The organism is Streptomyces rubellomurinus (assembly GCF_000961885.1).
Taxonomy (GTDB): Bacteria; Actinomycetota; Actinomycetes; order Streptomycetales; family Streptomycetaceae; genus Kitasatospora; species Kitasatospora rubellomurina.
In genome coordinates this window covers 1-25,760 of sequence record NZ_JZKH01000102.1, presented here as the reverse complement: position 1 = coordinate 25,760, position 25,760 = coordinate 1, and the positions used below count along the sequence as shown (strand labels likewise).

Annotated in this window: 27 protein-coding genes; 10 read left to right on the top strand and 17 right to left on the bottom strand. The window is 75.7% G+C overall.

All coding sequences use genetic code 11. The annotated features are described in order from the left end of the window. Nucleotides 1–441 precede the first annotated feature (441 nt). Together VM95_RS32495 and VM95_RS32490 are read left to right on the top strand one after the other, a co-directional pair. Entirely contained in the window at nucleotides 442–660 is a 219-nt protein-coding gene (locus VM95_RS32495; RefSeq protein ID WP_045703688.1) for an antitoxin, read from the top strand. A gap of 70 nt (nucleotides 661–730) precedes the next feature. Continuing rightward, nucleotides 731–1,414, top strand: coding sequence for a lysozyme family protein (locus tag VM95_RS32490; RefSeq protein ID WP_052707708.1), 684 nt, complete (start codon nucleotides 731–733; stop codon nucleotides 1,412–1,414). 43 nt (nucleotides 1,415–1,457) lie between these two features. On the opposite strand, the gene VM95_RS32485 is transcribed toward VM95_RS32490, so the two are convergent. Beyond that, nucleotides 1,458–2,129, bottom strand: coding sequence for a hypothetical protein (locus VM95_RS32485; RefSeq protein WP_045703686.1), 672 nt, complete (start codon nucleotides 2,127–2,129; stop codon nucleotides 1,458–1,460). A 461-nt stretch (nucleotides 2,130–2,590) separates the two neighbouring features. Then, a complete protein-coding gene (locus tag VM95_RS32480; RefSeq protein ID WP_045703684.1) occupies nucleotides 2,591–3,025 on the bottom strand; it encodes a hypothetical protein in 435 nt (144 codons plus the stop codon). Between the two features lie 630 nt (nucleotides 3,026–3,655). Here VM95_RS32480 and VM95_RS39340 point away from each other — a divergent pair. Continuing rightward, a complete protein-coding gene (locus VM95_RS39340; protein ID WP_052707707.1) occupies nucleotides 3,656–6,190 on the top strand; it encodes a cytochrome P450 in 2,535 nt (844 codons plus the stop codon). Nucleotides 6,191–6,200: 10 nt separating this feature from the next. Here VM95_RS39340 and VM95_RS32470 read toward each other — a convergent pair whose 3' ends face one another. The 4 genes from VM95_RS32470 to VM95_RS32455 form a co-directional block, all read right to left on the bottom strand. After that, nucleotides 6,201–6,410: a DUF6126 family protein gene (locus VM95_RS32470; protein WP_045703682.1), complete on the bottom strand. Its 210-nt coding sequence runs from the start codon at nucleotides 6,408–6,410 to the stop codon at nucleotides 6,201–6,203. A gap of 56 nt (nucleotides 6,411–6,466) precedes the next feature. After that, nucleotides 6,467–6,811, bottom strand: coding sequence for an ArsR/SmtB family transcription factor (locus VM95_RS32465; protein ID WP_045703701.1), 345 nt, complete (start codon nucleotides 6,809–6,811; stop codon nucleotides 6,467–6,469). A 247-nt stretch (nucleotides 6,812–7,058) separates the two neighbouring features. Continuing rightward, the gene (locus tag VM95_RS42005; RefSeq protein ID WP_045703680.1) at nucleotides 7,059–7,520 is read right to left on the bottom strand and encodes a hypothetical protein; all 462 of its coding nucleotides are present in this window, start codon (nucleotides 7,518–7,520) and stop codon (nucleotides 7,059–7,061) included. Nucleotides 7,521–7,736: 216 nt separating this feature from the next. Next, on the bottom strand, nucleotides 7,737–8,759 hold the full coding sequence (locus VM95_RS32455; RefSeq protein ID WP_078860875.1) for a glycoside hydrolase family 3 N-terminal domain-containing protein: 1,023 nt from the start codon (nucleotides 8,757–8,759) through the stop codon (nucleotides 7,737–7,739). 240 nt (nucleotides 8,760–8,999) lie between these two features. On the opposite strand from VM95_RS32455, the gene VM95_RS32450 reads away from it, so the two are divergent. After that, entirely contained in the window at nucleotides 9,000–9,374 is a 375-nt protein-coding gene (locus VM95_RS32450) for a hypothetical protein (protein WP_045703676.1), read from the top strand. A gap of 43 nt (nucleotides 9,375–9,417) precedes the next feature. Here VM95_RS32450 and pdxR read toward each other — a convergent pair whose 3' ends face one another. Continuing rightward, nucleotides 9,418–10,959 (bottom strand): MocR-like pyridoxine biosynthesis transcription factor PdxR, encoded by a 1,542-nt coding sequence (pdxR, locus tag VM95_RS32445; RefSeq protein ID WP_063773593.1) that lies wholly within the window; start codon nucleotides 10,957–10,959, stop codon nucleotides 9,418–9,420. Nucleotides 10,960–10,987: 28 nt separating this feature from the next. Here pdxR and VM95_RS32440 point away from each other — a divergent pair, with 28 nt between their 5' ends. Continuing rightward, nucleotides 10,988–11,833, top strand: a complete 846-nt coding sequence (locus VM95_RS32440) for a methyltransferase domain-containing protein (RefSeq protein ID WP_045703674.1) — start codon at nucleotides 10,988–10,990, stop codon at nucleotides 11,831–11,833. 24 nt (nucleotides 11,834–11,857) lie between these two features. Here the strand turns inward: VM95_RS32440 and VM95_RS32435 are convergent, their stop codons facing one another. Next, nucleotides 11,858–12,049 (bottom strand): hypothetical protein, encoded by a 192-nt coding sequence (locus VM95_RS32435; protein ID WP_045703672.1) that lies wholly within the window; start codon nucleotides 12,047–12,049, stop codon nucleotides 11,858–11,860. 93 nt (nucleotides 12,050–12,142) lie between these two features. Further along, on the bottom strand, nucleotides 12,143–12,652 hold the full coding sequence (locus VM95_RS32430; protein WP_045703670.1) for a MarR family winged helix-turn-helix transcriptional regulator: 510 nt from the start codon (nucleotides 12,650–12,652) through the stop codon (nucleotides 12,143–12,145). Between the two features lie 110 nt (nucleotides 12,653–12,762). On the opposite strand from VM95_RS32430, the gene VM95_RS32425 reads away from it, so the two are divergent. The 3 genes from VM95_RS32425 (at nucleotide 12,763) to VM95_RS32415 (ending at nucleotide 16,163) form a co-directional block, all read left to right on the top strand. Beyond that, nucleotides 12,763–13,725 (top strand): EamA family transporter, encoded by a 963-nt coding sequence (locus tag VM95_RS32425; RefSeq protein ID WP_045703667.1) that lies wholly within the window; start codon nucleotides 12,763–12,765, stop codon nucleotides 13,723–13,725. Nucleotides 13,726–13,798: 73 nt separating this feature from the next. Next, nucleotides 13,799–14,437: an NAD(P)-dependent oxidoreductase gene (locus VM95_RS32420; protein ID WP_045703665.1), complete on the top strand. Its 639-nt coding sequence runs from the start codon at nucleotides 13,799–13,801 to the stop codon at nucleotides 14,435–14,437. A gap of 160 nt (nucleotides 14,438–14,597) precedes the next feature. Further along, nucleotides 14,598–16,163: an alpha/beta hydrolase gene (locus VM95_RS32415; RefSeq protein WP_244179029.1), complete on the top strand. Its 1,566-nt coding sequence runs from the start codon at nucleotides 14,598–14,600 to the stop codon at nucleotides 16,161–16,163. Here VM95_RS32415 and VM95_RS32410 read toward each other — a convergent pair. Continuing rightward, on the bottom strand, nucleotides 16,160–16,453 hold the full coding sequence (locus VM95_RS32410; protein ID WP_157882261.1) for a hypothetical protein: 294 nt from the start codon (nucleotides 16,451–16,453) through the stop codon (nucleotides 16,160–16,162). The two genes, VM95_RS32415 and VM95_RS32410, sit on opposite strands and share 4 nt — an antisense overlap. A gap of 46 nt (nucleotides 16,454–16,499) precedes the next feature. Next, nucleotides 16,500–16,883, bottom strand: coding sequence for a hypothetical protein (locus VM95_RS32405; RefSeq protein ID WP_157882260.1), 384 nt, complete (start codon nucleotides 16,881–16,883; stop codon nucleotides 16,500–16,502). A 504-nt stretch (nucleotides 16,884–17,387) separates the two neighbouring features. Here VM95_RS32405 and VM95_RS32400 point away from each other — a divergent pair. Next, nucleotides 17,388–18,827 carry a lytic transglycosylase domain-containing protein gene (locus tag VM95_RS32400; protein ID WP_045703661.1) on the top strand — a complete coding sequence of 480 codons (1,440 nt, stop codon included), beginning with the start codon at nucleotides 17,388–17,390 and terminating at the stop codon, nucleotides 18,825–18,827. Between the two features lie 73 nt (nucleotides 18,828–18,900). On the opposite strand, the gene VM95_RS32395 is transcribed toward VM95_RS32400, so the two are convergent. The 3 genes from VM95_RS32395 to VM95_RS32385 form a co-directional block, all read right to left on the bottom strand. Then, nucleotides 18,901–19,488 (bottom strand): TerD family protein, encoded by a 588-nt coding sequence (locus tag VM95_RS32395; RefSeq protein ID WP_045703660.1) that lies wholly within the window; start codon nucleotides 19,486–19,488, stop codon nucleotides 18,901–18,903. A 186-nt stretch (nucleotides 19,489–19,674) separates the two neighbouring features. Further along, entirely contained in the window at nucleotides 19,675–20,367 is a 693-nt protein-coding gene (locus VM95_RS32390) for a hypothetical protein (RefSeq protein ID WP_045703659.1), read from the bottom strand. Beyond that, a complete protein-coding gene (locus VM95_RS32385; RefSeq protein WP_045703657.1) occupies nucleotides 20,364–21,005 on the bottom strand; it encodes a class I SAM-dependent methyltransferase in 642 nt (213 codons plus the stop codon). Before VM95_RS32385 ends, VM95_RS32390 begins: the two co-directional genes overlap by 4 nt. 329 nt (nucleotides 21,006–21,334) lie before the next feature. Here VM95_RS32385 and VM95_RS32380 point away from each other — a divergent pair, with 329 nt between their 5' ends. After that, nucleotides 21,335–23,701 carry a glycosyl hydrolase family 18 protein gene (locus VM95_RS32380; RefSeq protein ID WP_244179028.1) on the top strand — a complete coding sequence of 789 codons (2,367 nt, stop codon included), beginning with the start codon at nucleotides 21,335–21,337 and terminating at the stop codon, nucleotides 23,699–23,701. Between the two features lie 61 nt (nucleotides 23,702–23,762). Here VM95_RS32380 and yidD read toward each other — a convergent pair whose 3' ends face one another. The 3 genes from yidD to VM95_RS42000 form a co-directional block, all read right to left on the bottom strand. After that, nucleotides 23,763–24,338: a membrane protein insertion efficiency factor YidD gene (yidD, locus tag VM95_RS44825; protein ID WP_244179027.1), complete on the bottom strand. Its 576-nt coding sequence runs from the start codon at nucleotides 24,336–24,338 to the stop codon at nucleotides 23,763–23,765. 143 nt (nucleotides 24,339–24,481) lie between these two features. After that, entirely contained in the window at nucleotides 24,482–25,252 is a 771-nt protein-coding gene (locus VM95_RS32370) for a bestrophin-like domain (protein ID WP_045703655.1), read from the bottom strand. A gap of 90 nt (nucleotides 25,253–25,342) precedes the next feature. Beyond that, nucleotides 25,343–25,549 (bottom strand): hypothetical protein, encoded by a 207-nt coding sequence (locus VM95_RS42000; protein ID WP_045711772.1) that lies wholly within the window; start codon nucleotides 25,547–25,549, stop codon nucleotides 25,343–25,345. Nucleotides 25,550–25,760: the final 211 nt, after the last annotated feature.

The following is a 25,760-nucleotide window of genomic DNA, read 5'->3' as shown; positions in this document are numbered from 1 at the left end:
GCTGCGGGCGCCGCCGGGACGCCCCGGCCCGGCCGCCGCGCGCCGCACGCCCGGCGGCCGTACCGCCGCCGTCCGCGGACCCCGCCGCCCCGGCCGCCCGGGAGCGCTGCGCGGGGACGGCGGCGTCCTCCGTGCGCGGTCCCGCGTCCTGGTACGGCGTTCTCGCCCGCTGACCGGCCATGCGCACTTCCCTCGATCGTTTTCGGCCGCGGTGGCCGGTTTCCCGCCACCGCGAATGCCGGGACACGGTCCGTCCTGGTGGCGGTTCCCCATCTCCACAGACCGGTAGATATCGGGCTGGAGCATACAAACCCATCCCGGCAAAGTCACCCGTGGTCTCCCGGTGGCGACGGACCGTCCGGGAGGCCGTCGTTAGGATGACCATGATCCCCGCCACGTCGGCACACCATCAGGAACGCGACAGAGGAGCAGAGCGTCACCATGTTTGAGAGTCTGAAGAACCTCGCGGACAAGGCCACCGACCTCGCCCGCGAGCACAGCGATGTGCTCGGGCAGGGTCTGGAGAAGGTCGGCGACGTGATCGACGGCCAGACGGACGGCAAGTACAGCGGGCACATCGACACCGGCGTCGAGAAGGCGAAGGACTTCCTGCGCAACCTCGACGGCGCCGAGAAGCCCGCCGAGAAGCCGACCGAATAGGCACTGCGGGGCGCGTTCGACCGTACGACGGTCGAACGGGAGAACGGCGAACCGGGGAGGGGCGACAGCGGTGAGCGAGGAGCAGCGGGGGCCGCGCTGGGGCCGCTGGGTGGCGGTGGGGCTGCTGGCCGCGGCCGGCTGGGGCATCGTCCACAGCGGCGGCCACCTCCCCGACCCGCCCGCGGCGGGCCCCACCCCGACGCCGTCCGTCGCCTCCGCCGCGGCGGGGGCGACGCCGTCCCCCTCGGCCACCAAGCCGGGCAGCGGCGGGCGCTACGACCCCGCCGACTACGCGGAGCCCGTCCGCCGGTACGCCGCCGAGGCCGGGGTCGACCCGCAGCTGGTGATGGCGATCCTCTACAACGAGTCGTACAAGCCGCACGACCCGGACCTCGAACGGGCCTGGCAGCGCAGCAAGCCGGACGCCTCCTTCGGCATCGCCAACATGCACCGGGCCGCCTTCGACGACACCAAACCGGGCCGCCCGTTCGCGGCCCGCCGGTGGGAGGAACTGCCGGACGACCGGGACCTCGCCGTGCAGGCCGCCTCCTGGCACCTCCACGACCTGGCCGCGCAGCTGCCGGCCCACCCCTCCGCGCCGCTCACCCGGAACGAACTGCTCGCCCTGGGCTACAACGCCGGCGCGGGCAACATGCTGGCCTTCGCCCGGGGCGTCAAGATCGGGCCGCAGGCTCAGTCGTACCTGGACCGGCTGCGGGACAACTGGGAGAAGTCCGGCGCGGCGGTGAAGTAGCCCGCGGGCTCCCGCCACCCTCCTCCGGCCGTCCGGCCGCCGGTCAGGGGCGGGCGTGGCGGCGCAGCCACAGGCCGGTGGCGACGAGGAGGACGGCCGCGGCGGCGGTGCCGATGGCGGCCCAGGTGGTGGCGTCGTCGGTGGTCTCGTGGACGGGCCGGCTGCCGGGGGCGGCCAGGGGGGCCGCCGTGGACCGCGGCACGGTCTGCGCCGGATCGCCGCCCCCACCCGGGGAACCGCCCGAGAAGCCGTCCGAGGAACCGTCCGACGAGCCGCCCGTCGACCCGCCTGACGAATCGCCTGACGAACCGCCCGAGGCGCCGCTCGCCGCCAGTTCGCCGTTCGCCGCCGGGTCCACGTCGAGGTCGCGCTCGTCGTGCCCCGGGGCCGGGGAGGTACAGGCGACGCTCACCCGCCAGTGCCCGGCGGGCAGGCTCTCGCGGGTGGCGTACGCGCCGGGCTGGTCCGGGACGGAGACCAGGCGCCAGGGACCGGCGGTGCGGCCGTCCGAGGCGGCCGCGGCGACCGTACCGGTGAAGCCCTCGGTGACCGGGTCGTGGTCGTCCGCCCAGGTGGCGAGCGTGCGGACGTGGCCGCCGGGCGTGCCGGAGAGTTCGAGTCGGACGGTTCCGCCGTGGGCCGCGGCCGGGGCCGCGCTGGGCAGGGCGGCCGCCGTGGCGAGGGCGAGGGCGGCGGACAGCTTGCGGGTACGCATGGCGGGCATTCCTCGTCGGGTGGGGGACGGTGCGCGGGAGCGTCGGGGCGGCGGGGAGGGCGGGGCGCCGGGGGTTGGGCGGTGCTCGTCCAGGAGAGCGGCGGGGGCGCCCGAGGATAACGGAAACGGTCCGCGGAGTTACCCGGAGACGTCCGGAAGATGTCACGGAGGTGTCGCGGAGGTTTGCGGCGGGCTCGGCGCACGGCCGCCACGGGGGCGCCGTGACCGGACACCGGCCCGGAACGCGAAGGTGCCGGGGAGCGCATTCGGGGGGTGTGCGCTCCCCGGCAGGGGGTGGCGATGGCCACCCGGCCGGAGTCCCGGGGCGGCGGCTCCGGCTGTCGTGTCCGGAATGCTAGACCTCCCGGCGGGCTCTGACCAGAGCCGCGGCGAGATGGATGCGGATCCCGAACGCGCCGACCCGGAAAGGCTGTTGACGTGACGTCAGCAAGCCGTACCGGTCAGGCCGCGATCCGGACGCCCGGGTGCGTCGCCGGCGGCCGGCCGCCGGCGACGCACCCGCCGTGCAGTCTGCCGAGCCCCGCGGCCAGCACGGCCGGGTCCCCGGCGAGCCAGAGCCGCAGCGCGGCGGAGAACGCGCCGCTGGGCGCGGCGGCGGCGGGCCCGCCGGTGCGGCCGAGCCGCTCGGCGAGCAGCGGCAGCAGGTCGGCGACGGACGCGGGCAGCCACAGGGTGACGGCGCAGGGCGCGGGCCGGGCCAGGACGCGCTGCAGCGGCAGCAGCGAGCCGTCGTCGTGCAGCGCGGGGACGACCTCCAGCAGGCCGTCCACCGCCACCTCGGAGACGTCGCCGCCGTGGGCGCGCGCGAGGTCCCGCAGCAGCGCCCGCTCGGCGGCGGTGATCCGGACGGTCAGCATGACGTCGTCGCAGTCCATGGTCCCGTTCCTCTGTCTCGGCGTGGGGCCCGGTGGGGGGCGTTCGGCGGGGGCGTTCGGTGCGGTGGATCAGCGGGGTGCCGAGGTGATCCCTGCCCCACAAGTGGCGTCCGCTACCGGCGTTATCAGGCCGTAATGCCCGCCGTGGTGCCGGTGGAGCACCCGGGCGCGGCCGTCGTCGGGGTCGGTGCGGCGGACGAACGGGCGGCCGCCGAGCCGGCGCGCGGCCCCGGCCGGGTCGGGCGCCCCGGCGAGGTGGGGCGGGCCGGCCGGTGGCGCGGACGGGTCATCAGGTTCCTCCTTCTCCGATACACCATGCTGGCCCTCGCACGGCCGTGCGGCGAGGGCCGAAAGACCCTGCCCCCGGCCCCGGGCGCGGGCCCCGCGCGCGGGTGTCGGCGCAGGTCAGCGCGACGGTCCGAGCCCGGCCGGCGCGGCCCCGGGCGATCGACCGTTGGAGTGATCCACCGTGGTACCGCGCAACGACCTCGGAACCGGCGCGTTTGCCATGGCGTGCGCCCTCCAGGCAGGACGCACGCGGGGTCCGAGCCGGTCGACCCCGCCCTCCGACCGGCGCCGGCGCCGCCCCCAGCACCGCCCGCACCGGTCCATCTCCCGAGAGGTAGTGTCATGTCCCTGCAGACCGAGACCGAGACCCCACGCCACTGTCCACGGCCGGGAATCGTCCCTCCGAGAACCGCCCCGCCCGCCGCCGGCAGGCCCGCCCTCCCCGCGCTCGCCCCCGGCGCGCTGCCCGGCCTCGGCCACGCCGCCGCGCTGCTGCGCGACCCGCTCGGCTTCCTCGGCTCACTCGCCCCGCACGGCGGCGTGGTCCGCATCCGGCTCGGCCCGCGCAGCGTCTGCGTGGTCACCGACGCCCGGCTCGTCCACACCCTGCTGGTCGCGCTGGCCCACGACTGCCCGCGCGGCGCCGTCCAGGACACCCTCAAGACCGCCTTCGGCGACGGCCTGCTGATGTCCGAGGGCCGGGCCCACCGCGACCGCCGCCGGATCGTCCAGCCCGCCTTCGGGCCGGACCGGATGGCCGGCTACCTGGCCGTGATGCACCAGGTCACCGAGGAGCGGGCCGGACGCTGGCGCCCCGGCCAAGTCCTCGACGTCGCCCGGGAGATGAACCACCTGGCGCTCGAAATCGTCACCCGCTCGCTGTTCGACGCCCGGCTCAGCGAGGACGCCGCCCTCGCCTTCCACCGCGCGCTGCCGGACCTGGTGAAGGGCCAGATCGTCCAGTCCCTCTACCCCCACCCGGCGCTCGGCCGGCTGCCGCTGCCCGTCAACCGGCGCTTCGACGCCGCCGTCCGGGCCCTCAACCAGGTCGTCGACCAGGCCGTCAACGGGCGCGGGCCGGGCGACCCGGCGCCCGGCACCCTGCCCGCCCTGCTCCGCGCCGCCACCGACCCGGCCACCGGACGCCCGCTCACCGAGGCCGACGTCCGCTCCGAGGCGATCACCATGTTCGGCGCCGGCACCGAGACCGTCTCCACCACCCTGACCTGGCTGCTCGACGAACTCCTGCGCCACCCCGAGGTCGAGGCCCGGATCCTCGCCGAACTCGACCGGCACCTGCCCGCCGGCACCGCCCCCACCCCCGAGGCGCTGGCCCGGCTGACGTACACCCGCGCCGTCGCCCAGGAGGTGCTGCGGCTGCACGCGCCGAACGCCTTCCTGATGCGCACCGCCGAGGTGCCCGTCGACCTCGGCCCGTACCGCATCCCGGCGGGCACCGAGCTGCTGTACAGCCTCACCGCCCTGCACCGCGACCCCGAGCGCTACCCCGACCCGCTGGCCTTCCGCCCCGAGCGCTGGCAGGACGCCCCCGGCGGCGTGGGGCGGCCGTCCTTCCTGCCGTTCGGCGCCGGAAAGCACAAGTGCGTCGGGGAGGCCTTCGCCTGGGCCGAGCTGACGGTCGCGGCCGCCGCCATCCTGCGCCGCTGGCGCCCGGTGGCGGTGCCCGGGGCGCGAGCCCGGGAGGTGGTCTGGACCACCGTCCAGGCGCAGGGGCTGCGGGTACGGCTGGCGCCGCGCGCGGCAGCCCGGCCGGGCGAGGGCGGCGGCCCGGTGGCCGCGGGCCCGCTCGCCACCGCCGTCCCGGCCGCCCGGGCCACGCCCGACCCGGTCGCCGCCCCCGCCCCCGTCCCCGTCCCGCCGGCCTTCGCCACGCCGCCCCCCGCCGCGCCGCGACCGGCCGCGGAGCTGGCGCGCGCCGCCGACCGGCACGCCGACTGGGTGCTCCGGCACGGCCTGCTCACCCCGGCCGAGCTGCCCGGCTACCGGGCATACGCGCTGCACGAGCTGATCGGCCACGCCTACCCGCGCGCCCGGGGCACCGAGCTCGACCTGCTGGTGGACGTGCTCGGCTGGTTCACCATTCTCGACGACCGCTTCGACGGCCCGCCCGGACGCCGCCCGGCCGAGGCGCGCGCCCTCGTCGACCCGCTGCTCGCCGTCCTGCGGCGCGAGACCGACCGGGGCGAAGCCGCACGGGATGGAACGGCGCGGGACGAGACGGGCGACTGGGGTGGGGCCGACGACGGGGGCGAGGCCGACGCCGCCGGCCGCTCCCCGCTGCTCGCCGCCTGGCAGGAGCTGTGGCACCGGCAGACCGCCGCCGCGACCCCCGCCTGGCGGGCCCGCGCCGCCCGCGACTGGCAGGCCTGCCTGGCCACCTTCCCCGCCGAGGCCGGGCACCGGGCCGGCGGCACCGTGCCGGCCCTCGGGCTCGCCGAGACCGTGCGACTGCGCCGCCACGGCAGCTGCCTCTACCCGTTCATGAACATACTGGAACGACTCCACGGCGCCGACGCCCCCGCCGCCCTCCACGCGGACCCCGCGCTGCACCGGCTGCGCGCCGCCACCGCCGACGCCGCCACGCTGATCAACGACCTCCACTCGCTGGAGCGCGAGGAGCGTCAGAGCGCACCCGCCTTCAACACCGTCCACACCGTGCAGCGGGCCCTCGGCTGCACCCGGCGGCGGGCGGTCCGGGCCGTCCGCGCCCGGGTCGCCCGGCTGCGCGAGGAGAGCGAGACGCTGCGCGCCGAGCTGGTGCGGCGGCACCCGGAGGGGCGCTGGTACCTCGACGGCACCCGGGAGCTGGTCGACGGCGTGCGGATCTGGTCCGCCACCACCCGCCGGTACCGCTGAGCCCCGAGGGCTACTTGCGGTCGCCGAGGGCGAAGAGCAGCAACACGAACCCGGCGAACAGGTGCGTGGCGAAGATGTAGATGCCCGCGCGGATCAGCATCTGCTTGCGGCGCGCCTTCTCCTCGTTCGTGCTGTCGGCGGCGCCACCGGGCCGGCTCGCGCCGTCGCCCCGGCTCGCGCCGCTGCTCTCGCTCGCGCTGCCGGTCGTGCTGTCGCTCATGGCGGGGGTTCTCCTCGGGTGGGTCTCGGTCGGCCGGTTCGTGCGCGGGCGCGGGCTCAGCGGGGCGACCGGCCGCCGGAGGCGCGCAGTTCGGAGAGCAGCGCGCCCTGGTCGGTGAGCAGGTCGGTCAGGATGCGGCGCGCGGCACGGAGCAGCTCGGCGACGTCCGGAGTGCTGAGCGCGTACACCACGGTGTTGCCCTCGCGGGTGGCGGTGACCAGCTGGGTGCGGCGCAGCACGGCGAGCTGCTGGGAGAGGTTGGACGGCTCGACCTCGATCTCCGCCAGCAGCTCGCGCACCGGGCGGGGCCCGTCCTGGAGCAGTTCCAGGACCCGGATGCGGACCGGGTGGCCGAGGGTGCGGAAGAAGTCCGCCTTCGCCTGGTACAGCGGGACCGGCATCGTCCGCATCTCTCCGTCTGGTTCGGGTTCGGTGGTCGTCCGGCCGGGCGGGTACCCGCCCCGGACTGTAGGCATCATCGCGACAGATGAAGATTTCTTCAAGTCGTCACAGCGCTCCGGAGCGACCCGGTCGGTGGAGGGTGACGGCCGGGCGGCGGACGCCGGCCGGCCACCGGCCCGGAGAATGCCGAGGGCCGGGCCCGGGAGTCTGCCAACTCGCGGGCCCGGCCGTCAGGGTGACGCGCCGTCAGCAGTTCACCGGCACGTCCGCGGTGACCGGACCCAAGACCGGCCAGACCGCCTCCAGCGCGAAGGTGGCGTGCACGACCGAGCCGCACGCGACGGTGGCGCTGATCCCGTCGACCCGCACGGTGCTGACCGTGAACACCGTCCGCCCGGACACCGAGCCGAGCGACGGGCCGCCGACCACCTCCGCCGACAGCCTGGTGATCAGCTCGCGCGGCGCCGGGGGCCAGGGCGTGTCCGGGGAGGGCGGGCCGGCCAGACCGATCTGCCCGTAGATCACGACGCTACCGCCGGTGACGTCGGCGCAGACCTTGGTGCCCAGACCGGCCTGGAGGCCGGAGTACCCGCAGGTGGTGACCGTGGCGGCGGCGGCCGCCCCCGGCTGGGCGAGTGCGGGTGCGGGGACGGCGAGCATGGCGGCGGCACCGGCGGCGCCGACCGCGAGTCGGGTGATGCGGTTCACGGCTTCTCCTTCAGGGGCGTCAGGGGTCGGTTCGAGGTGGTTCTCGACGTTCGACCGTCATCGACATGGCACATGTGACATTTCACAGGTGCCACGACCACGACTTTGCCATGCGATTCATCTGCCGCGACCCGGATTTGCCCTTCGAATCACCGACCCGACCAAAATCTGGCCTTCGATGACGCAAACCCGCCCCGGCGAGCGGCCGGCGCCGCCTCACTCCCCCAGGTCGGCCCGCAGGCGGTCGATCCGGTCGACGGCGGCGGCGAAGGCGCGGGGGTCGAGCCGGCCGGAGTCCAGGGCGGCCGCCAGGGCCTCGGCGGCCTCCGCGCCCTGCCGGGGGTCGCGGGCCGAGCAGAGCAGCAGGTCCATCCCGGCCCCGGCGGCGGCCACCGCGCGGTCACCCGTGCCGCCGTACGGGGCGAGGGCCCCGGCCTCCAGCGCGTCGGTGACGGTCACGCCGTCGAAGCCGAGGCGCTCGCGCAGCTCGCCCTGCACCACGGCGGGCGAGAGCCCGGCCGGGCGGTCCGGGTCGAGCGCCGGGTAGACGGCCCAGGAGGTCATCACCAACCGCACCCCCGCCGCGATGGCGGCCCGGTACGGCGCCTCGTGGCGATCGCGCAGCCGCTCCAGCGGGACGGGCAGGGTCACCGGGCGGGCGTCGGTGTTCTCGTCGCGGGCGGCCGCGCCGAGCCCCGGGAAGTGCTTGGCGGTCGCGGCGACACCGAGGTCCTGCTGGGCGGCGAGGAAGGCGGTGGCCAACTCGCCGACCCTGGAGGGGTCCTGGCCGTAGGAGCGCTCGTAGTGGTCGATGAAGTCGTCCGGGGCGTCGTAGACGTCGAGCACCGGCGCCAGGTTCACGTTGAGCCCGGCGTCGGCGAGCGTCCCGGCGGCGCCGGCGCCGGAGGCGACGGCCGCGGCGACCGGATCCGGCGCCAGGCCCGTACGGCGGGCGGACAGCTCGGGCGCGCCCGGCAGCCGACGCACCTTGCCGCCCTCCTGGTCGGTCATCAGCAGCAGCGCCCGGGGCTCCGGCGCCTCCGCCGCCGCCCGCTTCAAGTCCGCCACGGCCCGCGCGAGTTGTTCCGCGCTGCGGACGTTCTCGGCGAACAGGATCACCCCGGCCGCCCGGCCCTCCCGGATCGCGCCCAGCACCTCGGGCGGCGGAGTCGGCCCCGGGTACGAGAGCACGATCCGCCGCCCGGCGAGCGTGCGGGAGTCCGGGTGGTGGCCGGTCATCGCCGCACTCCTCTCACCGGGTGCCCTGCGCGGCACCGCCGCCGACCCGGCCGGCGCCGGACCGAGCGCGGCCCCCAGCACCAGGGCGGCCAGCCCGAGTTGAACCGCACGCCGGAACGGGACCATCACGCCTCCACGGGGGTGTTCGCCGGTCTTCGGCGTCCAGGGCGCGGCCAGCGTAGCCGGGCGGGCCCGCCGCCCGGCAGTACGCCGCGCGGCGCCCCGGCATAGGCTGGCCCGATGTTCGATCGTCTGGAACTCCGCGTGGTGACGGACCGCCGTTCCTCCCAGGTGCGCTTCCTCGTCAACGGCGAGGACGTCGTCGAGGAGTCGATCGGCCCCGGCACGGACGGCCGCGGCCCCTCCTCCGTGCTGCTCTTCCCGCCCGACGGCCCCTCCCCGCTGCGCGCCACCGAGGAGCCCCGCCGGGTGGTCCTGGGCGAGCCCGAGTGCACCGGCGGCTGCTGCGGCTACCTGTCCGCGGTGATCCGGCGGATCGCCGACGTCGTGCTCTGGTCGGACTGGGAGCTCCCCGCCGACGCGACCCGGCCGCTGGAGTACACCTTCGACGCCGCCCAGTACGAGGCCGAACTGACCCGCGCCGCCGCCTCCTGACCACAGCCCGCCGCGACCGGGTAGCCACCGAGGACGCACCCGGCTACGACGGCCGCCGGCCCGTGCGCCGGACCACGTCGCCCAGCAGGGCGATGCCTTCGGTGATGTCGCCCGGTGGGGTCGCCGCGTAGCCGAGGACCAGGCCGGGTGGGGAGGGCAGTCGGGCGTGCCAGGTCAGGGGGTGGGTCTTGACGCCGTGGGACAGGGCCGCTTCGGCCAGGTCCACGTCGGTGCGGGCGGGTTCCGGCGGGAGGGTGAGCATCAGGTGCAGTCCGGCGGCGGCGCCGTGGACGGTGGCGTGCGGGAGGTGGGTGCGGATCGCGGCGATCATGGCGTCCCGGCGGCGGCGGTGGCGGCGGCGCAGCAGCCGGAGGTGGCGTTCCAGTTCGCCGGATTCCATCAGCCGGGCGAGCACCAGTTGGGGCAGCGCCGGGTTGCCGAGGTCGGCGTAGCGCTTGGCCTCCAGCACGGCCTCGCGCAGCCGGGCGGGGACCAGCAGCCAGCCGGTGCGCAGGGCGGGGGCGAGCAGTTTGGAGATGCTGCCGAGGTAGCAGACCCGGTCGGGCAGGGTGGCGCGCAGGGCGGGCACCGGCGGGCGGTCGTAGCGGTGTTCGGCGTCGTAGTCGTCCTCCAGGACGAGGCCGCCGTCGGCCGCCCAGCCGAGCAGCTCGCGCCGCCGTTCGCCGCCGAGGACGACGCCGGTCGGGAACTGGTGGGCGGGGGTGACCAGGACGGCCGGGGCGCCGGTGGCGCGCAGCGCGTCGACCCGGATGCCCTCGGCGTCGACCGGGACGGGCGGCGCGGCGGCGAGCCAGTGGGCGAGGTGCTGCCGGGTGCCGAGGGAGCCAGGGTCCTCGACGGCGACCTCGGTGACGCCCTCCCGGGCGAGGGCTTGGCCGAGCAGGGCGAGGGCCTGGGCGGCGCCGGCGACGATCAGCACCTCGTCCGGGTCGGCGCGCACGCCCCGGTTGCGGGCCAGCCACTGGGCGACGGCCCGGCGCAGTGCGGGGGTGCCGCGCGGGTCGCCGTAGCCGAGGTCGGCGGCGGTGAGGCCGTCGAGGACGGCGCGTTCGGCGCGCAGCCAGGCGGTGCGGGGGAAGGCGGCGAGGTCGGGCAGGCCGGGGGTGAGGTCGATCCGGGCGGGGGCCGCGCGCAGGCGGTCGAAGAGCTCGGGGCCGGGGTCGGGGCGGAAGAGCTCGGCGGCGGGGCGAACGGGCGCCGGCCCTGCCGCGAGGGCGGGCGCCGGGGCGGCCGGCACGGCCGGGGCGACGACGACGGTGCCGCCCCGCCGCCGCCCGTCGACCTGCCCCTCCTCGGCGAGGCGCCGGTAGGCGTCGGTCACCACCCCACGGGAGACGCCGAGTTCGGCGGCGAGCACCCGGCTGGCGGGCAACCGGCTGCCGGCCGGGAGGCGTCCGTCCGCGACGGCCTCGCGCAGTCGGCGGGCGAGCCAGTCGGTGAGGCCGCCGGCCGGGGCCTCGGCGGGGTCGAGCTGGAGGAAGTCGGCGCCGGTCTCGGCGGGTTCGGAGCTGGCGGGGGCCGCGTCTTTGGACCTGTCGTATGCCGCGTCTTTGGACCTGTTCACCGGTCCATAGTGGCGCGAGGGTGGAGCCATGACCACGGAAACGGCAGGACCGAAGACCACCGAGCACGACCACCGCTACGTCCACGGCTACTCGGAGCGCGAGGCGCTGCGCCTGGGCGACCAGGCCGACACCCTCGCCCGGCTGCTGCACGCCGACACGGCCTACCCGGCGGGCAGCCGGGTGCTGGAGGCGGGCTGCGGGGTGGGGGCGCAGACGGTGCACCTGCTGGCCGGCAGCCCGGGGGTGCTGCTGACGGCGGCGGACCTGTCGGCGGACTCGCTGGCGCAGGCCCGCGCCCGGGTGGCGGCCGAGGCGCCCGGCGCGCAGGTGTCCTGGCACCACGGGGACTTGCACGAACTGCCCTTCCCGGACGGCTCGTTCGACCACGTCTTCGTGTGCTTCGTGCTGGAGCACCTGGCCGCCCCGGTGGCCGCCCTGGCGGCGCTGCGCCGGGTGCTGCGGCCGGGCGGGACGATCACGGTGATCGAGGGCGACCACGGCTCGGCGCTGTTCCACCCGGAGAGCCCGGCCGCCCACCGCGTGATCGGCCACCTGGTGCGGCTGCAGGCCGGGGCGGGCGGGGACGCCCTGATCGGGCGACGGCTGCACCCGCTGTTGACGGCGGCCGGTTTCGCGGAGCCGGTGGTCCGTCCGCGCACGGTCTACGCGGACGCGGGGCGCCCGGGCCTGGCGGAGGGCTTCACCCGGCGGACCTTCGTGGCGATGGTGGAGGCGGTACGGGCGGACGCGCTGGCGGCCGGACTGGCCACGGCGGAGGAGTTCGACCGGGGCGTGGCCGACCTGCGGCGCACGGCCGGGCCGGGCGGGACGTTCCACTACACCTTCTTCAAGGCGGTCGCGGTGAACCCGTGACCTGGGACCGTCCGGCCGCCGCCGTCAGGGCCGGCCCAGGCCGAGCTCCTCGTACCGCGCGGCGACCAGGTCCGAGCAGGCGGCCAGGCCGGGCACCGGCGCGGGCGAGGCGTCGCGGATCACCTTCATCGCCATGACGAAGCGGCGCAGGCGCAGGTTGTCGTCCACCTCGTCGCGGGCCTCGGCGGGCAGGGCGGTCCAGATCGGGTCTTCCATGGCGCCCATCCAAGGAGAGGTCCGTCCGGCCGGGCAACGGGTTTACCCGGCCGGACGGGATCGTGCCCGGGCACGATCCCGGGCCCGGTCCCGCTACCGCTCCGGCGGGCCGTTGACGTCGCCGAGGGCGGTGAGCATGGCGCGCATGCCGTCGACCAGGGCGGCGGCGCCGGCCTCGTCGAGCCCGGCGAGGAGGCGGCGCTCGGTCGCGAGGTGGTCGGGCAGGGCGCGTTCGATCAGGGCGTGGCCCTCGGGGGTGAGGGCGACCTCGCGGCTGCGGCCGTCCAGGTCGCTGCGGGTCCTGGTGACCAGTCCGCGGGCCTCCAGGCGGTCGAGGCGCTGGGTGATGGCGCCGGAGGTGACCATCGCGGACTGCATCAGGCCGGTGGGGGTGAGGCGGTAGGGCGGGCCGCTGCGCTTCAGCGTGGCGAGGACGTCGAAGGAGGGGGCGTCGAGGCCGTGCGCGGCGAAGGTCCGGTCGAGTTCGCCGGTCACCAGCCGGTGCAGGCGCTTGAGCCGGCCGAACACCTCCATCGGGGAGACGTCCAGGTCGGGGCACTCGGCACCCCACTGCGCGACGACGCGGTCCACATGATCTGTCACGGCACCAGGGTAGGCGACACCCGGAGTTTTCTTAGTGCTCAGGTAACCGTGAGCCACCACACAGGGGCAGTCCTGTGGAAAATGCCTTAGCGCTGAGATACATTGGCTTAGTGCTAAAACAACGCCTCGGTATCGTGCTGCTGACCGCCGTCGCCCCCGCGGTCTGGGGATCGACGTACCTCGTCACCACCGAGTACCTGCCACCGAACCGCCCGCTCCTCGCCGCCACCCTGCGCGCCCTGCCCGCCGGCCTGCTGCTGATCGCCCTCACCCGCCGCCTGCCCAAGGGCAGTTGGTGGTGGCGCTCGCTCGTGCTCGGCGCGCTCAACATCGGGATATTCCTCGCCCTGCTGTTCGTCGCCGCCTACCGCCTGCCCGGCGGGGTCGCGGCCACCGTGGGCGCCGTCCAGCCGCTGGTCACCGCCGGGCTCTCGGCCGCCCTGCTCGGCGACCGGCTCACCCTGCGCACGCTGCTCTCCGGGATCGCCGGCGTCGTGGGCGTCAGCCTGCTGGTCCTGCGGGCCAACGCCCAGCTCGACATGATCGGGGTGGCCGCCGCGTTCGGCGGCGCCGTGGTCATGGCCACCGGCGTGGTGCTCTCCAAGCGCTGGACCTCCCCCGCACCGGTGCTCGCCACCACCGGCTGGCAGCTCACCGCCGGCGGACTGATGCTCGTACCCGTCACCCTGGTCGTCGAGGGCCCGCCGCCCTCCCACCTGACCGGCCAGAACCTGCTCGGCTACGCCTACCTCGGCCTGATCGGCGCCGCGGTCGCCTACGCCCTCTGGTTCCGCGGCCTGCGCGCCCTGCCGCCGACCTCGGTCTCCTTCCTCTCGCTGCTCAGCCCGGTGGTCGCCACCACGCTCGGCTGGCTGGCGCTCGGGCAGGACCTCTCGCCGCTGCAGGCGCTCGGCGCGCTGATCGTGCTCGGCTCGCTGATCGCGGCCCAGACCCAACGGCCCCGCGCCGCAGCCGCGCCCCCGCCCGCACCGGAACCCGCGGGACCCGTACCGGGACTCGCACCCGCGCCCGGCGCCGCGGACGCGCCGCAGCCCGTCCGCGAAGGCGCCTGAGCCCCCACCGCACCGCCACCTGCCCGCATCACCTCCTGCCCGCACCACCACCCCTGACACAAGGAGCACACCCATGCGCATCACCGTCTTCGGCGCCACCGGCAGCGTCGGCAGCCGCGTCGTCACCGAGGCCCTGTCCCGCGGCCACGAGGTCACCGCCGTCGTACGGGACCGGGCCAAGCCGCACGGCCTGCCGGCGGCCGTCGCGATCGCCGTGGGCGACGCCCGTGACCCGGAGGCCGTCTCCCGGGCCGCCGCCGGGCAGGACCTGGTGATCACCGCGACCCGGCCGGCGCCCGGCAGCGAGCACGAACTGCCCGCCGCCACCCGCGGCCTGCTGGCCGGCCTCGCCGGGACGGGCGTGCGGCTGCTCGCCGTGGGCGGCGCGGGCAGCCTGACCGTCCCCGGCGCCGGCGGCATGACCGTCGCCGAGGACCCCGGCTTCCCGGCCGACATCCGGCCGATCGCGCTGGCCTGCGGCGAGCAACTCGACCTCTACCGCGCCGACTCCGAGGTCGACTGGACGTACCTGAGCCCCGCCGCGCTGCTGGAGCCCGGCGAGCGCACCGGCCGGTTCCGGATCGGCCGGGACGAACTGCTCGTCGACGAGGACGGGAACTCCGCGATCTCCATGGAGGACCTGGCCGTCGCCCTCCTCGACGAGGCCGAGCGACCCGCGCACCGCCGTGCCCGCTTCACCGCCGCGTACTGAACCCGGCGCCGGCCGGCCGGAACCCGCCCTGGGCCGCCACCCACCGGGTCCCCACCGGCCGCCCCGGCGTGCGCACCCGGAGGGGGTGTACCCAGCACCACCCCCAAGAGGGGCGCGTGCTTGATCGACCGTCAGGACCGCTCCGGGAAGGATCGTTCCCGTGAACACCACAGCATCCCGCGGCCGGCGCGCCGCCCTGGCCGTCGCCGCCGCCGTCCTCGCCGGCCTCGCCGCGCCCGCCACCGCCCACGCCGACAGCCGCGACCAGGGCCGCGACCCCGGCGACGCCCGGCCGGTGCCGGCCCGCTACACCGCGCAGACGCTGAACTGGCACCCCTGCGCCACGCAGCCGACCCTTGAGTGCGCCACCATGGCCGTCCCGCGGGACTGGCAGCACCCCGACGCGGGGGCCGACCTGAGCATCGCCGTCTCCCGGCACCGCGCCACCGACCCGGCCAAGCGCAAGGGCGCCCTGATGATCGCCGCGGGCGGCCCCGGAGCCCAGAACGGTCAGACGCGCCCGGCCGGCCTGGCCGCCAAGGCGCCCGCCGTCGCCGCCGCCTACGACATCGTCGGCTTCGACCAGCGCGGCACCGGCGAGAGCACCAGGGCGGTGTGCCAGACCCCGGCGGAGTTCCAGGAGTTCCTGGCCGGCGACTACCGCGACCGGTCCCCCGAGGCGATCGACCGGGTCATCGCCAACTCGCGCAAGCTCGCCGACAGTTGCCGGAAGAACAGCGGCGACCTGCTGCCCTTCCTGAACACCGGGCAGGCCGCGCACGACATCGACCTGTTCCGTACCCTGCTCGGCGAGCGCAAGCTCAGCTACGACGGCCCGTCCTACGCCTCGATGCTCGGCGCCTACTACGGCGCCCTCTTCCCGCACCGGGTCGACCGGATGGTGCTGGACAGCAACATCGGCTTCGAGGGCACCTGGGAGCGCTTCGAACTCGGCCAGCCGATGAGCTTCCAGCGTCGCTTCGACGAGGACTTCGTGCCCTGGCTGGCCGCCCGCGACGCCACCTACCACTGGGGCTCGACGGCCGAGCAGGTCCAGGCGCACTGGGAGCGGGTCCGCGCCGCGCTGCACGACCGACCCATCGTGGACGGCCCGTTGACGATCGCCCCGAACCAGCTGGACAACGGCGCGATCAACGTGATCTACGAGGCCGAGAACTTCCCCTACCTGGCGGAGGCACTGACCGCCGTCGACGACTGGCGGACCGCCACCCCGGCGGCCAAGGCGGTGGCCGGGAAGGTCTTCGGCCAGTACCTCAGCCCCGAGTTCCTGGCCGAGTACTTCTCGGTGACCTGCTCCGACACCCCGTGGACCCGGGACATGGACACCTGGGTCGAGCGCGGCGCCGAACTGACCGCCCGCTACCCGCTGGTGGGGGCGCGCACCCTCGCGTTCAGCGCGGTCTGCGCCGCCTGGCCGACCGACCCGGCACCCAAGGTGAAGATCACCGGCGCCCACCTGCCGACCACCCTGATGCTCAACTCGGTGCACGACCCCGCCACGTACTACGAGGCCGCCCTCGGGGCGCACCGCGCGCTGCGCGGCTCCCGGCTGGTCACCGTCACCGGCAACGGCGACCACGGCCAGTACCCGACGGCCAACACCTGCGTCACCGACGTGGTCGAGCAGTACCTGCTGGCCGACCGCGCCCCCGAGCACGACCTCACCTGCCCCGCCCCGCAGGCGGGTTGGCCGGAGAGGACCTAGTCCGTCCGCTTCGGCGCGCGGAGCCGGGTGCGCAGCCAGGCGAAGGCGGCGGCCAGCCCGGCGAAGCCGCCGACCGCCAGCTTGATCCCGCCCTTGGCGACCAGCACGCCGACCAGCGGGACGCTCCACCCCAACCAGCTGACGAAAGCCAGCATCACCGCGGCCCCGCACACGGCGGCCAGGACGGTGACGACGACGGCGGCGGGCCGCGACAACTCGCGTGCGCCGCCGCCGTCTTCCGCCGCTTCGGGCGCGTTCCCGCTCATCTGGTTCGTATCCCCATCGACCATGGGTGCGATGGTACGGCCTCCGGGGCGCGGGGCGCCCGTCCGCTCCTCAGCGGCAGGAGAGGTGGGTGTCCCCCGTGTGCTCGCCGGTCTCCTCGTCGGGGAAGCTGACGGCCAGCGTGACGCGGTACTCGTGGACGTCCTCCCGGTGGCCGGGGACGCGGGCCCAGGCCAGGGAGTGCACCTCGGCCTCGGGGGCCTGCCGGCACCAGGCGGCCGCCTCCTCCAGCGCGCGGGCGGCCGAACGCCCGGTGCACACCACGGCGGTGTACGCGGCGACGGAGACGTCCCCGCCGCCCCGACAGATCCGCGAGACCGCCCGGACGGCCGCAGCGGCCTGGGTCAGGTCCCGGGCCAGATCGTCCACGACCCGGGGAGGCGCCGGCAGGACGACAGCCCCCTCCGCCACGGTCTCCGGCAGGTTCGCACTCACGGTCCGGTCCTCCATCCGCATCGTCATCGGGCCTCAGCTTGCCGGGCACCGGGTGCTGGCATGCCCACTTTCACCGGAACGTCACCCGTCCAGGGGCGAGTTGGGGCCGCCCCCTGGCGCCGGGGCCGCCGTTTTGCTAGGGACGGCCGGCGGGGCGGCGGGCATCCGGGCAGGTCACGCCGCCGGCGGCGGGCGCCGCCGGGGAGCCCGGAACGACGCGCACGTACCACCTCCGCGCCCCGGGCCGCCCTCCCGCCCACCGGAGCGCCCGGCCCACCGCCCTTGCGCCCCCGGCCAACTAACGCTCTCTTGACGGGACATGGGAAAAACTGGGCCGCGCACCCCGGCCACCGCGCCGGAAGTTCACCGCGGGCGCTCCGCCGCTGTCGGATGGTCGTGATACTAATCATCCGGCGGAGGGTGCCGGCTGCCCGCGGCCCGGCACGATGACGACGGCTCGACCGTTCCGGAGAGGACCGGGCGGGCAACGGGGAGGGGCATCACATGGCGGCGAAGTTCGGCAGTCTCGGCAGCGCCGGAGGCGGGCGCAAGGTCAGGCTCGGCAAGCGGGTCACCGGTACGGCCGCGGCCTTCACCGCGCTGGCCGCACTGACCGGCTCCCAGGTGACGGGCCTGGGGCTGGCCCCGGTCGCGGCGGCCGACTCCTCCACGGCCGCCCCCGCCCCGGGCGACTTCCCGGGCTCCACGACCCCCGGCAACGGCACCCGCGTCCCGGCGGACGGCGGAGGCACCGTCCAACTGCCGCAGCCGCCCGGCACCCTGCCCGCGCTGCCCGGCCTGCCCGGGGCGCCCGTGGCCGGGCCGTTCACCGCCACCGGGGCCTCGCTGCCCGCCACCGTGTTCGCCGCCTACCGCCAGGCCGAGGCCTCGCTGGCGCAGCGCTCGCCCGGCTGCCACCTGCCGTGGCAGCTGCTGGCCGCGATCGGCCAGGTCGAGTCCGGGCAGGCGAACGGCGGCCGGGTGGACGCCGCGGGCACCACCCTGACCCCGATCCTCGGCCCGGTGCTGGACGGCAACGGCTTCGCCGCGATACCCGACACCGACGGCGGCCGCTACGACGGCGATGCCCGCTGGGACCGCGCGGTCGGGCCGATGCAGTTCATCCCGTCCACCTGGGAGACCTGGGGCGTGGACACCACCGGCAAGGGCAAGGCCGACCCGAACAACATCTTCGACGCCGCCGAGGCGGCCGGCCGCTACCTGTGCGCGGGCGGGCGCGACCTCTCCGACCCGGCACAGCTCGACCGGGCGATCCTCAGCTACAACAACTCGGCCGAGTACCTGCGCACCGTCAAAAACTGGATGGCCCACTTCGGCAGCGGCACGGTCAGCACCGTCCCGGACGGCACGGGCTCCGCCCCGGCCCCGCTGCCCTCCCCGTTCGCCCGGCCCGCCGGCAGCGGCACCGGCTCGGACGGCGGCACCACGGGCGCGGCGCCGGCACCGCAGCCCACCGCCTCCGCCACCCCGAGCCCGACGCCGACCGCAGCGCCCTCGCCCTCCGCCCAGCCGACCACCACGCCCACGCCCAGCACCACGCCGACGCCGTCCGGTTCGCCCTCGCCGTCCACCAGCACCTCGGCCACCCCGAGCGGCAGCCCGTCGCCGAGCGCCACGGCGACCACGACGCCCTCGGGCACCCCGAGCACGCCCACCGGCTGCCCGAGCCCGACCGCCACGCCCAGCGCCACCGCCACGCCCACCACGACGACCAGCCCGAGCGCGACGCCCAGCGGCACGCCGTCCGCCACCGCGTCCGCCACGCCCGGCGGCACCCCGAGCACGCCCACCGGCTGCCCGAGCCCGACCGCCACGGCCACGCCCTCCGCCACCGCCACGCCCACCACGACGACCAGCCCGAGCGCGGCGGCGAGCGGCACGCCCAGCGCGTCGCTCTCGCCCTCGGCCACGCCGACGAAGTGAGCTGAGCACCGCCGCACGGACGGCGAAGGGCCCGGACCGCTGCCACGCGGCCGGGCCCTTTTCCGCACGTGCGTCAGAGGTGCTTGACCAGCTCCGGCATCAGGTCCTGGAAGGTGCGTCCGCTGGCCGGCTGCCCGATCGCGGCCATCTGCCAACCGCCGGGCGTGCGCTGCACCTTGGCCATGATCTGCGCGGTGTACGGCCCTCCGCCGGTCAGCGTGTAGCGGGCGAGCTCGGCGCCGGTGGTCTCGTCGACCAGGCGGCAGAAGGCCGCCTCGACCTCCTGGAAGGTCTGCCCGGTGAAGGAGTTGACCGTGAAGACGATCTGGTCGACCTCGGCGGCGATCCTGGTCAGGTCGACGGTGATCGACTCGTCGTCGGTCTGGTCGCCGGCGCCGCCGACCAGGTTGTCGCCGCTGTGCCGGACGGAGCCGTCGTTGCTGGTGAGGTGCTGGAAGAACACCACGTCCACCGGGCGGCCCTGGGAGAACAGCACGGCCGAGGCGTCCAGGTCGATCTCCTGGCCGACGGAGAGCAGCTTGGCGAAGAACCCCTTGGGCTGCGCGGCCCGCCAACCGAGGCCCATCCGGACCACGCTCAGCTGCCCACCGCCCGGCTTCTCCAGGCTGATCTTCTGCCCCTTGGCCAGCGAAACGCTCATCCCGCGCCCTCCTCGTTCCTGCCGCCGACTGCCGCGGATCCACGGCACCGTTGAGACGATTCGATCATCGGACGGCCCTTCCCGGACCCTACCCCCCGACCGCCCCCGCCTCACTCCCGACCGCTCCCGACCGCTCCCGCCTCGATCGGACCGCACTGCGCCCGGCCCCGGCCGACCGCAGGCGGGTCAGGCGTCGCCGTCCAGCAGGTGCTGGCGCACCTCCTGGAAGGTCCAGGCGCCGCCGGCCGGCCGGGAGAAGACCCACACCAGGTCGAACCGGTCCGGCCAGGCGGCGGGTGCGCCGCTGCCGGCGGCGCCGAGCGCCTCGACGATCCGGGAGATGCGCGAGTGCTCCCAGCAGATCAGCACCGGCTGCGTCCCGGCCAGGGCGGCGGTGGCCAGCTCGCTCTCCTGGGACTCGGCGTAGCCGAGGTCGAGGGTGAGCCCGAGCGCGGCGGCGAGCGGGGTGACGGTCTGCCGCATCCGGTGGCCGCCGGCCAGCGGGCCCTGGTCGGTGGCCGCGTAGATCTTGGCCGGGGTGCGCAGCCCGGCGGCGGGCGGGGTGAACAGGCCGGGCAGCGCCTTGGCGCGGTCCCAGCCGCGCTGGGTGAGGGACTTGGCGTCGTGCTTGCCGTTCTCGTCCAGACCGGGCGTGTCGCCGGACGGCTTCTCGCCGTGCCGGACGATCATCACGAAGGCCTCGTGGCCGGGGTCGCTCGCCTTGGCCACCGGGGCGTCCTTGCCCTTCTTGTCCTTCTTGTCGCTCCGGTCCTTCTGGGTGTCGGAGGAGCAGCCGGCGAGGGCCAGCGGGGCGGCGGCGGCCAGGCCGGTGAGCAGCGTGCGCCGGGTCAGTGGCTGACGCGTGAGGGCTCCGCTCATGCGGCACCCCGCTCCAGGCGGACCAGCGCGTCGATGGCGTCGCGCCCGCCGGTGCCGCCTTCGCGGTGCCCCGGGTCGGCGCCGACCGGCCGGTGGACGCGTTCGGCGCGGACGGTGCGCAGGCCGTGACCGGCGAGGTCGGCGAGGACGTCGTCGGGGGTGAACAGGACGGCCGGGTCCTGCGGGCCGCCGACGCCCTCGGCGAGGTTGGTCAGGTCGTGGCCGACGACCAGCAGGGTGCCGCCGGGGGCGAGCGCGTCGGCGGCGCGGCGCAGGGCGGTGCGGCGGTCCTCGGCGGGCAGCTGCAGGTAGGCGACCAGGACGAGGTCGTAGCCGCCGGCGGGCGCCTCCAGGGCGCGGGCGTCGCCGTGGCGCCAGGTGAGCCGGTCGGCGACCTCGTCGGGCAGTTCGGCGGTGAGCCGTTCGGCGCGCTCCAGGGCGACGGCGGAGAAGTCCAGGCCGGTGACGTGCCAGCCCCGGGCGGCGAGCCAGATGGCGTTGCGGCCTTCGCCGGCGGCCAGGTCGAGGGCGTGGCCGGGGGTGAGCCCGGCGAGCTCGCGGACCACCCACCGGTTGGGCTCGGCGCCCCACACCAGTTCGCTCGCGGCGTAGCGGTCGTCCCAGTCCTGACTGTCCATGGCGCCTCCTCCGTTCGGCGGGCCTGCTCGGTACGGGTCAACCTACCGGGCGGCGGAGGCGCCGGTCCGGCCCGGTCCGGCGGGTGGACACCTGGTCAGGCACGGACGGCCGGACCGGCCGGCACTCTTGACGGCGAATATTGGTCCAGTCCAATCTGTTCTGTCGTGGCACGACCGGGCCGGCCGGCCCGCCGTGTCCGCGCACCGTTCGTCAGCACGCGACACCCGCCCCACCCCGCCCGTGCGCCCCCACCGCGCCCGGGGCGGCTCCCTCGGCCCGTCCGGGCCACGCACCGCCGGAACCCCCACACATCCGGAGGACACCCCGCATGCACGACCGCGTCATGCCCCCGCGGCCCGACCGGCCCGGCCTGCCCGCCCGCGCGCACGCCGGGCGCCGCGCCGACCGGCGCCGCCGGGCCACCGCCCTCGCACTGGCCGCCACGCTCACCACCAGCGGCGCCGCGCTGGCCCTCTCGCTCGGCCCGGCCTCGGCCGCCCCGGTCAACCTGCTGGTCAACGGCGACTTCGAGACCGGCACGCTGGCCGGCTGGACGTGCGCCAACGGCTCCGTCGTCACCACCCCGGTGCACGGCGGGAGCCACGCGCTCAGCGGCGCCGCGTCCGGCTCCGACACCGCGCAGTGTCAGCAGACCGTCGCCGTCCAGCCGAACACCACGTACACGCTGTCCGGCTGGGTGCAGGGCAGCTACGTCTACCTGGGCGCCACCGGCACCGGCGTCGACTCCTCGTCCTGGACGCCCGGCGGCACCGGCTGGAGCCCGCTGAGCAGCACCTTCACCACCGGCGCCGGCACCACTTCGGTCACCGTCTACACCCACGGCTGGTACGGCACCGGCACCTACGGCGCCGACGACCTCACGCTCACCGGCCCGGCCGGGCCGACCTCCTCCGCCAGCCCCACGGCGAGCGGCAGCCCGACCGCCACGGCCAGCCCGACCGCGTCCACCAGCCCCACGGCCTCCACCAGTCCGACCGCCACCGGGAGCCCGACCGCGAGCCCGACCGCGACCGGGAGCCCGACCGCCTCGCCGACCGCGACGGCCACCGCGAGCGGCCCGGCCGGGGACGGCAAGGTCACCACCCCGACCGGCCTGACGGTCAGCAAGGTCACCGCCGGCGCCGTGGTGCTGAACTGGCAGCCGTCCACCCTCTCCACCGGGGACGGCCCGGTGGCCTACAAGGTGTGGTCCAACGGGCAGCTGGTCGCCACCTCGATGGGCACCTCGGTCGCGGTCAGCTCGCTGCTGCCCGGCCGCGCCTACACCTTCAGCGTCCAGGGCTACTCCGGCGGCCACGCCTCCGCCCAGTCCGCGCCGGTGAGCACCACGACCGCCGCCGCGCCCGCCCAGCAGCCCGTCCGCTCGGCCTACTTCGACCAGTGGGGCGTCTACGAGAACGCCTACTACCCGAAGAACGTCGACAGCAGCGGCGCCGCGAACAAGCTGGACGTCATCCACTACGCCTTCGCCAACATCGACCCGACGAAGCTCACCTGCTTCCAGGCGGTGAAGGCCTCCGACTCCGCCAACGAGTCCGACCCCAACGCCGGCGACGGCGCGGGCGACGCCTACGCCGACTACCAGAGCGGCTTCGGCTCCGGCACCAGCGTGGACGGCAGCACCGACGGCTGGGACCAGCCGCTCAAGGGCAACTTCAACCAGCTGCGCCAGCTCAAGGCCAAGTACCCGAACCTGCGCTTCACCATCTCGATCGGCGGCTGGACGTACTCCAAGTACTTCTCCGACGCGGCCGCCACCGACGCCTCCCGGAAGACCTTCGTCTCCTCCTGCCTCGACATGTTCCTCAAGGGCAACCTGCCGACCGGCGTCGCCGGGGACGCCTCCGGCGGCCCGGCCTCGGCGGCGGGCATCTTCGACGGCGTCGACCTCGACTGGGAGTACCCGGGCTCGGCCGGCGGCCACACCGGCAACCACTACTCCCCCGCCGACAAGCAGAACTTCACCCTGCTGCTCAAGGAGTTCCGCACCCAGCTGGACGCCCTCGGCGCCGCCCAGGGCAAGCGCTACCTGCTGAGCGCCGCGCTGCCCAGCGGCCAGGACAAGATCGCCCAGCTGGAGACCGACAAGATCGGCGCCTACCTGGACTACGCGGACGTCATGTCCTACGACATGCACGGCGCCTGGGACGCCAAGGGCCCGACCAACCACCAGGACCCGCTGCACGACAGCCCCGCCGACCCGACCACGCCGATCAAGCCCGGCACGCTCAAGTACAACGTCGACACCACGCTCGCCGCGTACACCACCGGCCTGCCCGAGTACGGCATCCCCGGCGGCTTCCCGGCGAACCGGATCGTGCTCGGCATCCCGTTCTACTGGCGCGGCTGGACGGGCGTCCCGGCCGGCTCGAACTACGGCCTGTACCAGAGCGCGACCGGCCCGACGCCGGCCAAGCCGCTGAGCCAGGAGGCCGGGCTGGCCGCCTGGAAGGAGCTCAACCCGAGCGCCGCGCAGACCCATTGGGACCCGGTCACCGGGAGCAGCTGGGTCTACGACGGCACCAACTTCTGGACCGGCGACACCCCGCAGGCCGTCCAGGCGCGCGGGGCCTACGCCAGGACCAAGGGGCTGGGCGGCCTGTTCGCCTTCTCCCTGGAGAACGACGACGCCTCCGGCACCATGCTCAACTCGATGGACGCCGCCCTGCGCTGACGGCTCACGCACGAACGACGGCGGCCCGCGCGGAGACCTCCGCGCGGGCCGCCGCCCGTCCTCACCGCTGCGGCACCGGGTCCGCGCCGCCCCGGCCGGGGCGGCAGCGCAGCAGCCGGCCGGCCGTCAGTCGGGCCCCGCGCAGGGCGCCGTGCCGGTGCAGCGCCTGCACCGCGTACGTCGAGCAGGACGGCGTGTACGGGCAGCAGGCCGGCCGCCGGGGGCTGACCTCGGTGCGGTAGTAGCGCACCGCGCCGTACAGCACCCCGGCCGCGAACCCGGCCGGCGCGGGGGCGGCCGGGTCGGCGGCGCGCCGCCCGCGCCCGCCGGTGAGGGCGAAGCGGACGCCGGAGGCCAGCATCACCGGGATGATCGCGATCATGCACGGGCTGGCGATGTCGCAGAAGGCGTCGCCGCAGCAGTCCAGGCAGCCGTCGTCCCAGCGGTCGCGCTTACGGGCCGGCTCGTCCTTGCGGGCCGACTTCGCCTTGCGGGCGCTGCGCCGGTACAGCTCCCACTGGTGGCGCTGCTTCTTCCGCCGGGCGCGCTCCGCCGCGGGAAGCCACCACCAGGCCCGCTCCGGGCGCTCGGGCGGGTACGGGGCGTGGGCGCCGAACTCCGGCGTCGGGCTGGACACTGCTGACGTTCCCCTCGGTGACCTCGGCCGGGGACCGAACGCCGACCCCCGGAAATCCGGGCAAGATTATCCGAAGATGATCTGCCCGGATCTCGGCAGGTCGGGACCTCGACAGGTCCAGGCCCAGCAGGTCAGGGCCCTGCTCAGTCCTTCAGGTTGAGCGAGGGGAAGAGGTCCGTGAACGGCTGGGTGGTCACCGAGACGCTGCGGGAGAAGGGATCGTCGAAGTCCCAGATCATGAACAGCAGGAAGGCGATCAGCGCGCTGAAGCAGCCCGCCAGGATCAACTCCCGCGGCGTTCGCCGGATCTGGAGCGCGAACAGCATGCCGACGGTCACCACCGCACCGACGATCAGACCGAACCAGACCACCCCGGGCATCGTCGGCCCGGCGTTCTGGCCGCGCTGGTCTCGGGCGTCGGAGGCCTGGCCGATCCGGTCCATGATCGGCTGGTAGGCCTGCGACTCCAGGTCCGAGGCCGGCGCCCGGGTGGCCACGTCGTTCTGCAGCTTCTGCAGCAACTGGGTGCCCTTGTCGGTGATGTCGCCGTGTTCGGCCATGTAGTCCCACTCGGTGTTCACCACGTACGTGACGTAGCCGTCCACGTCGGCGCGGACCTGGTCGCGGAACTCCGCCGGGTAGACCACGGCCCGGTCGCTCACCTCGCGCAGCGACTGCGCCTCGCGGAACAGGTCGTCCTGGGCGGCGCCGCGCGCCTCCCAGACCCCGGCGATGGCGAGGCCGAGGACGATCGCGTAGACCACCCCGATCATCATCGTGATGTACTCGATGACGTCCGGGGTCTCGCTGTTGTCCTTCCCGGCGCCCACCTTGCGGTGCCTCAGCAGCACCACCGCCACCACGACGGCACAGGCCGCCGCCATGGCGATGGCCAACGCCACCCACTCGGACATGGGAACTCCCTTCTCTGGCTTGGCTCATGACGTAACGCGGAACTCGGGGGCGGCCGGGGACGGCGGGTGCCGCCCCCGGGCCCCGGGGGATCAGGACTGCGCGGTGCCGCCGTCACCGCCGTGGCCGGCCTCGCCACGGCCACCGCCGGTGCTGCCGGCGCGGCCACGGCCACCCGGCCGCAGGGCGGCCGCCGCCAGCACGGCGGGCACGGTGACCAGCAGCATCGTGGTGGTCGCCGGGGCGGCGTGGTGGTGCTTCGCGGGCGGCAGCGGCTTGGCCGCCGGGGCCCGGTGCACGGGCCGTACGGACGGGGTCGGCCACAGCGGGCTCGGCCGCGCCGGGCTCGACGCGGCCGGGCTCGGGACCGCGGGGACCGCCGGGGCGGCGGGCGCCGGCGGGGCCGGCTGCGGGGCCGGGGGTGCCGGCTGCGGGGCCGGCGCGGCGGGTGCGGGCGGAACGGGGACGGGCACGGGCGCAGGGACGGGCGGGGGCGGAGGCGGTGGCGGG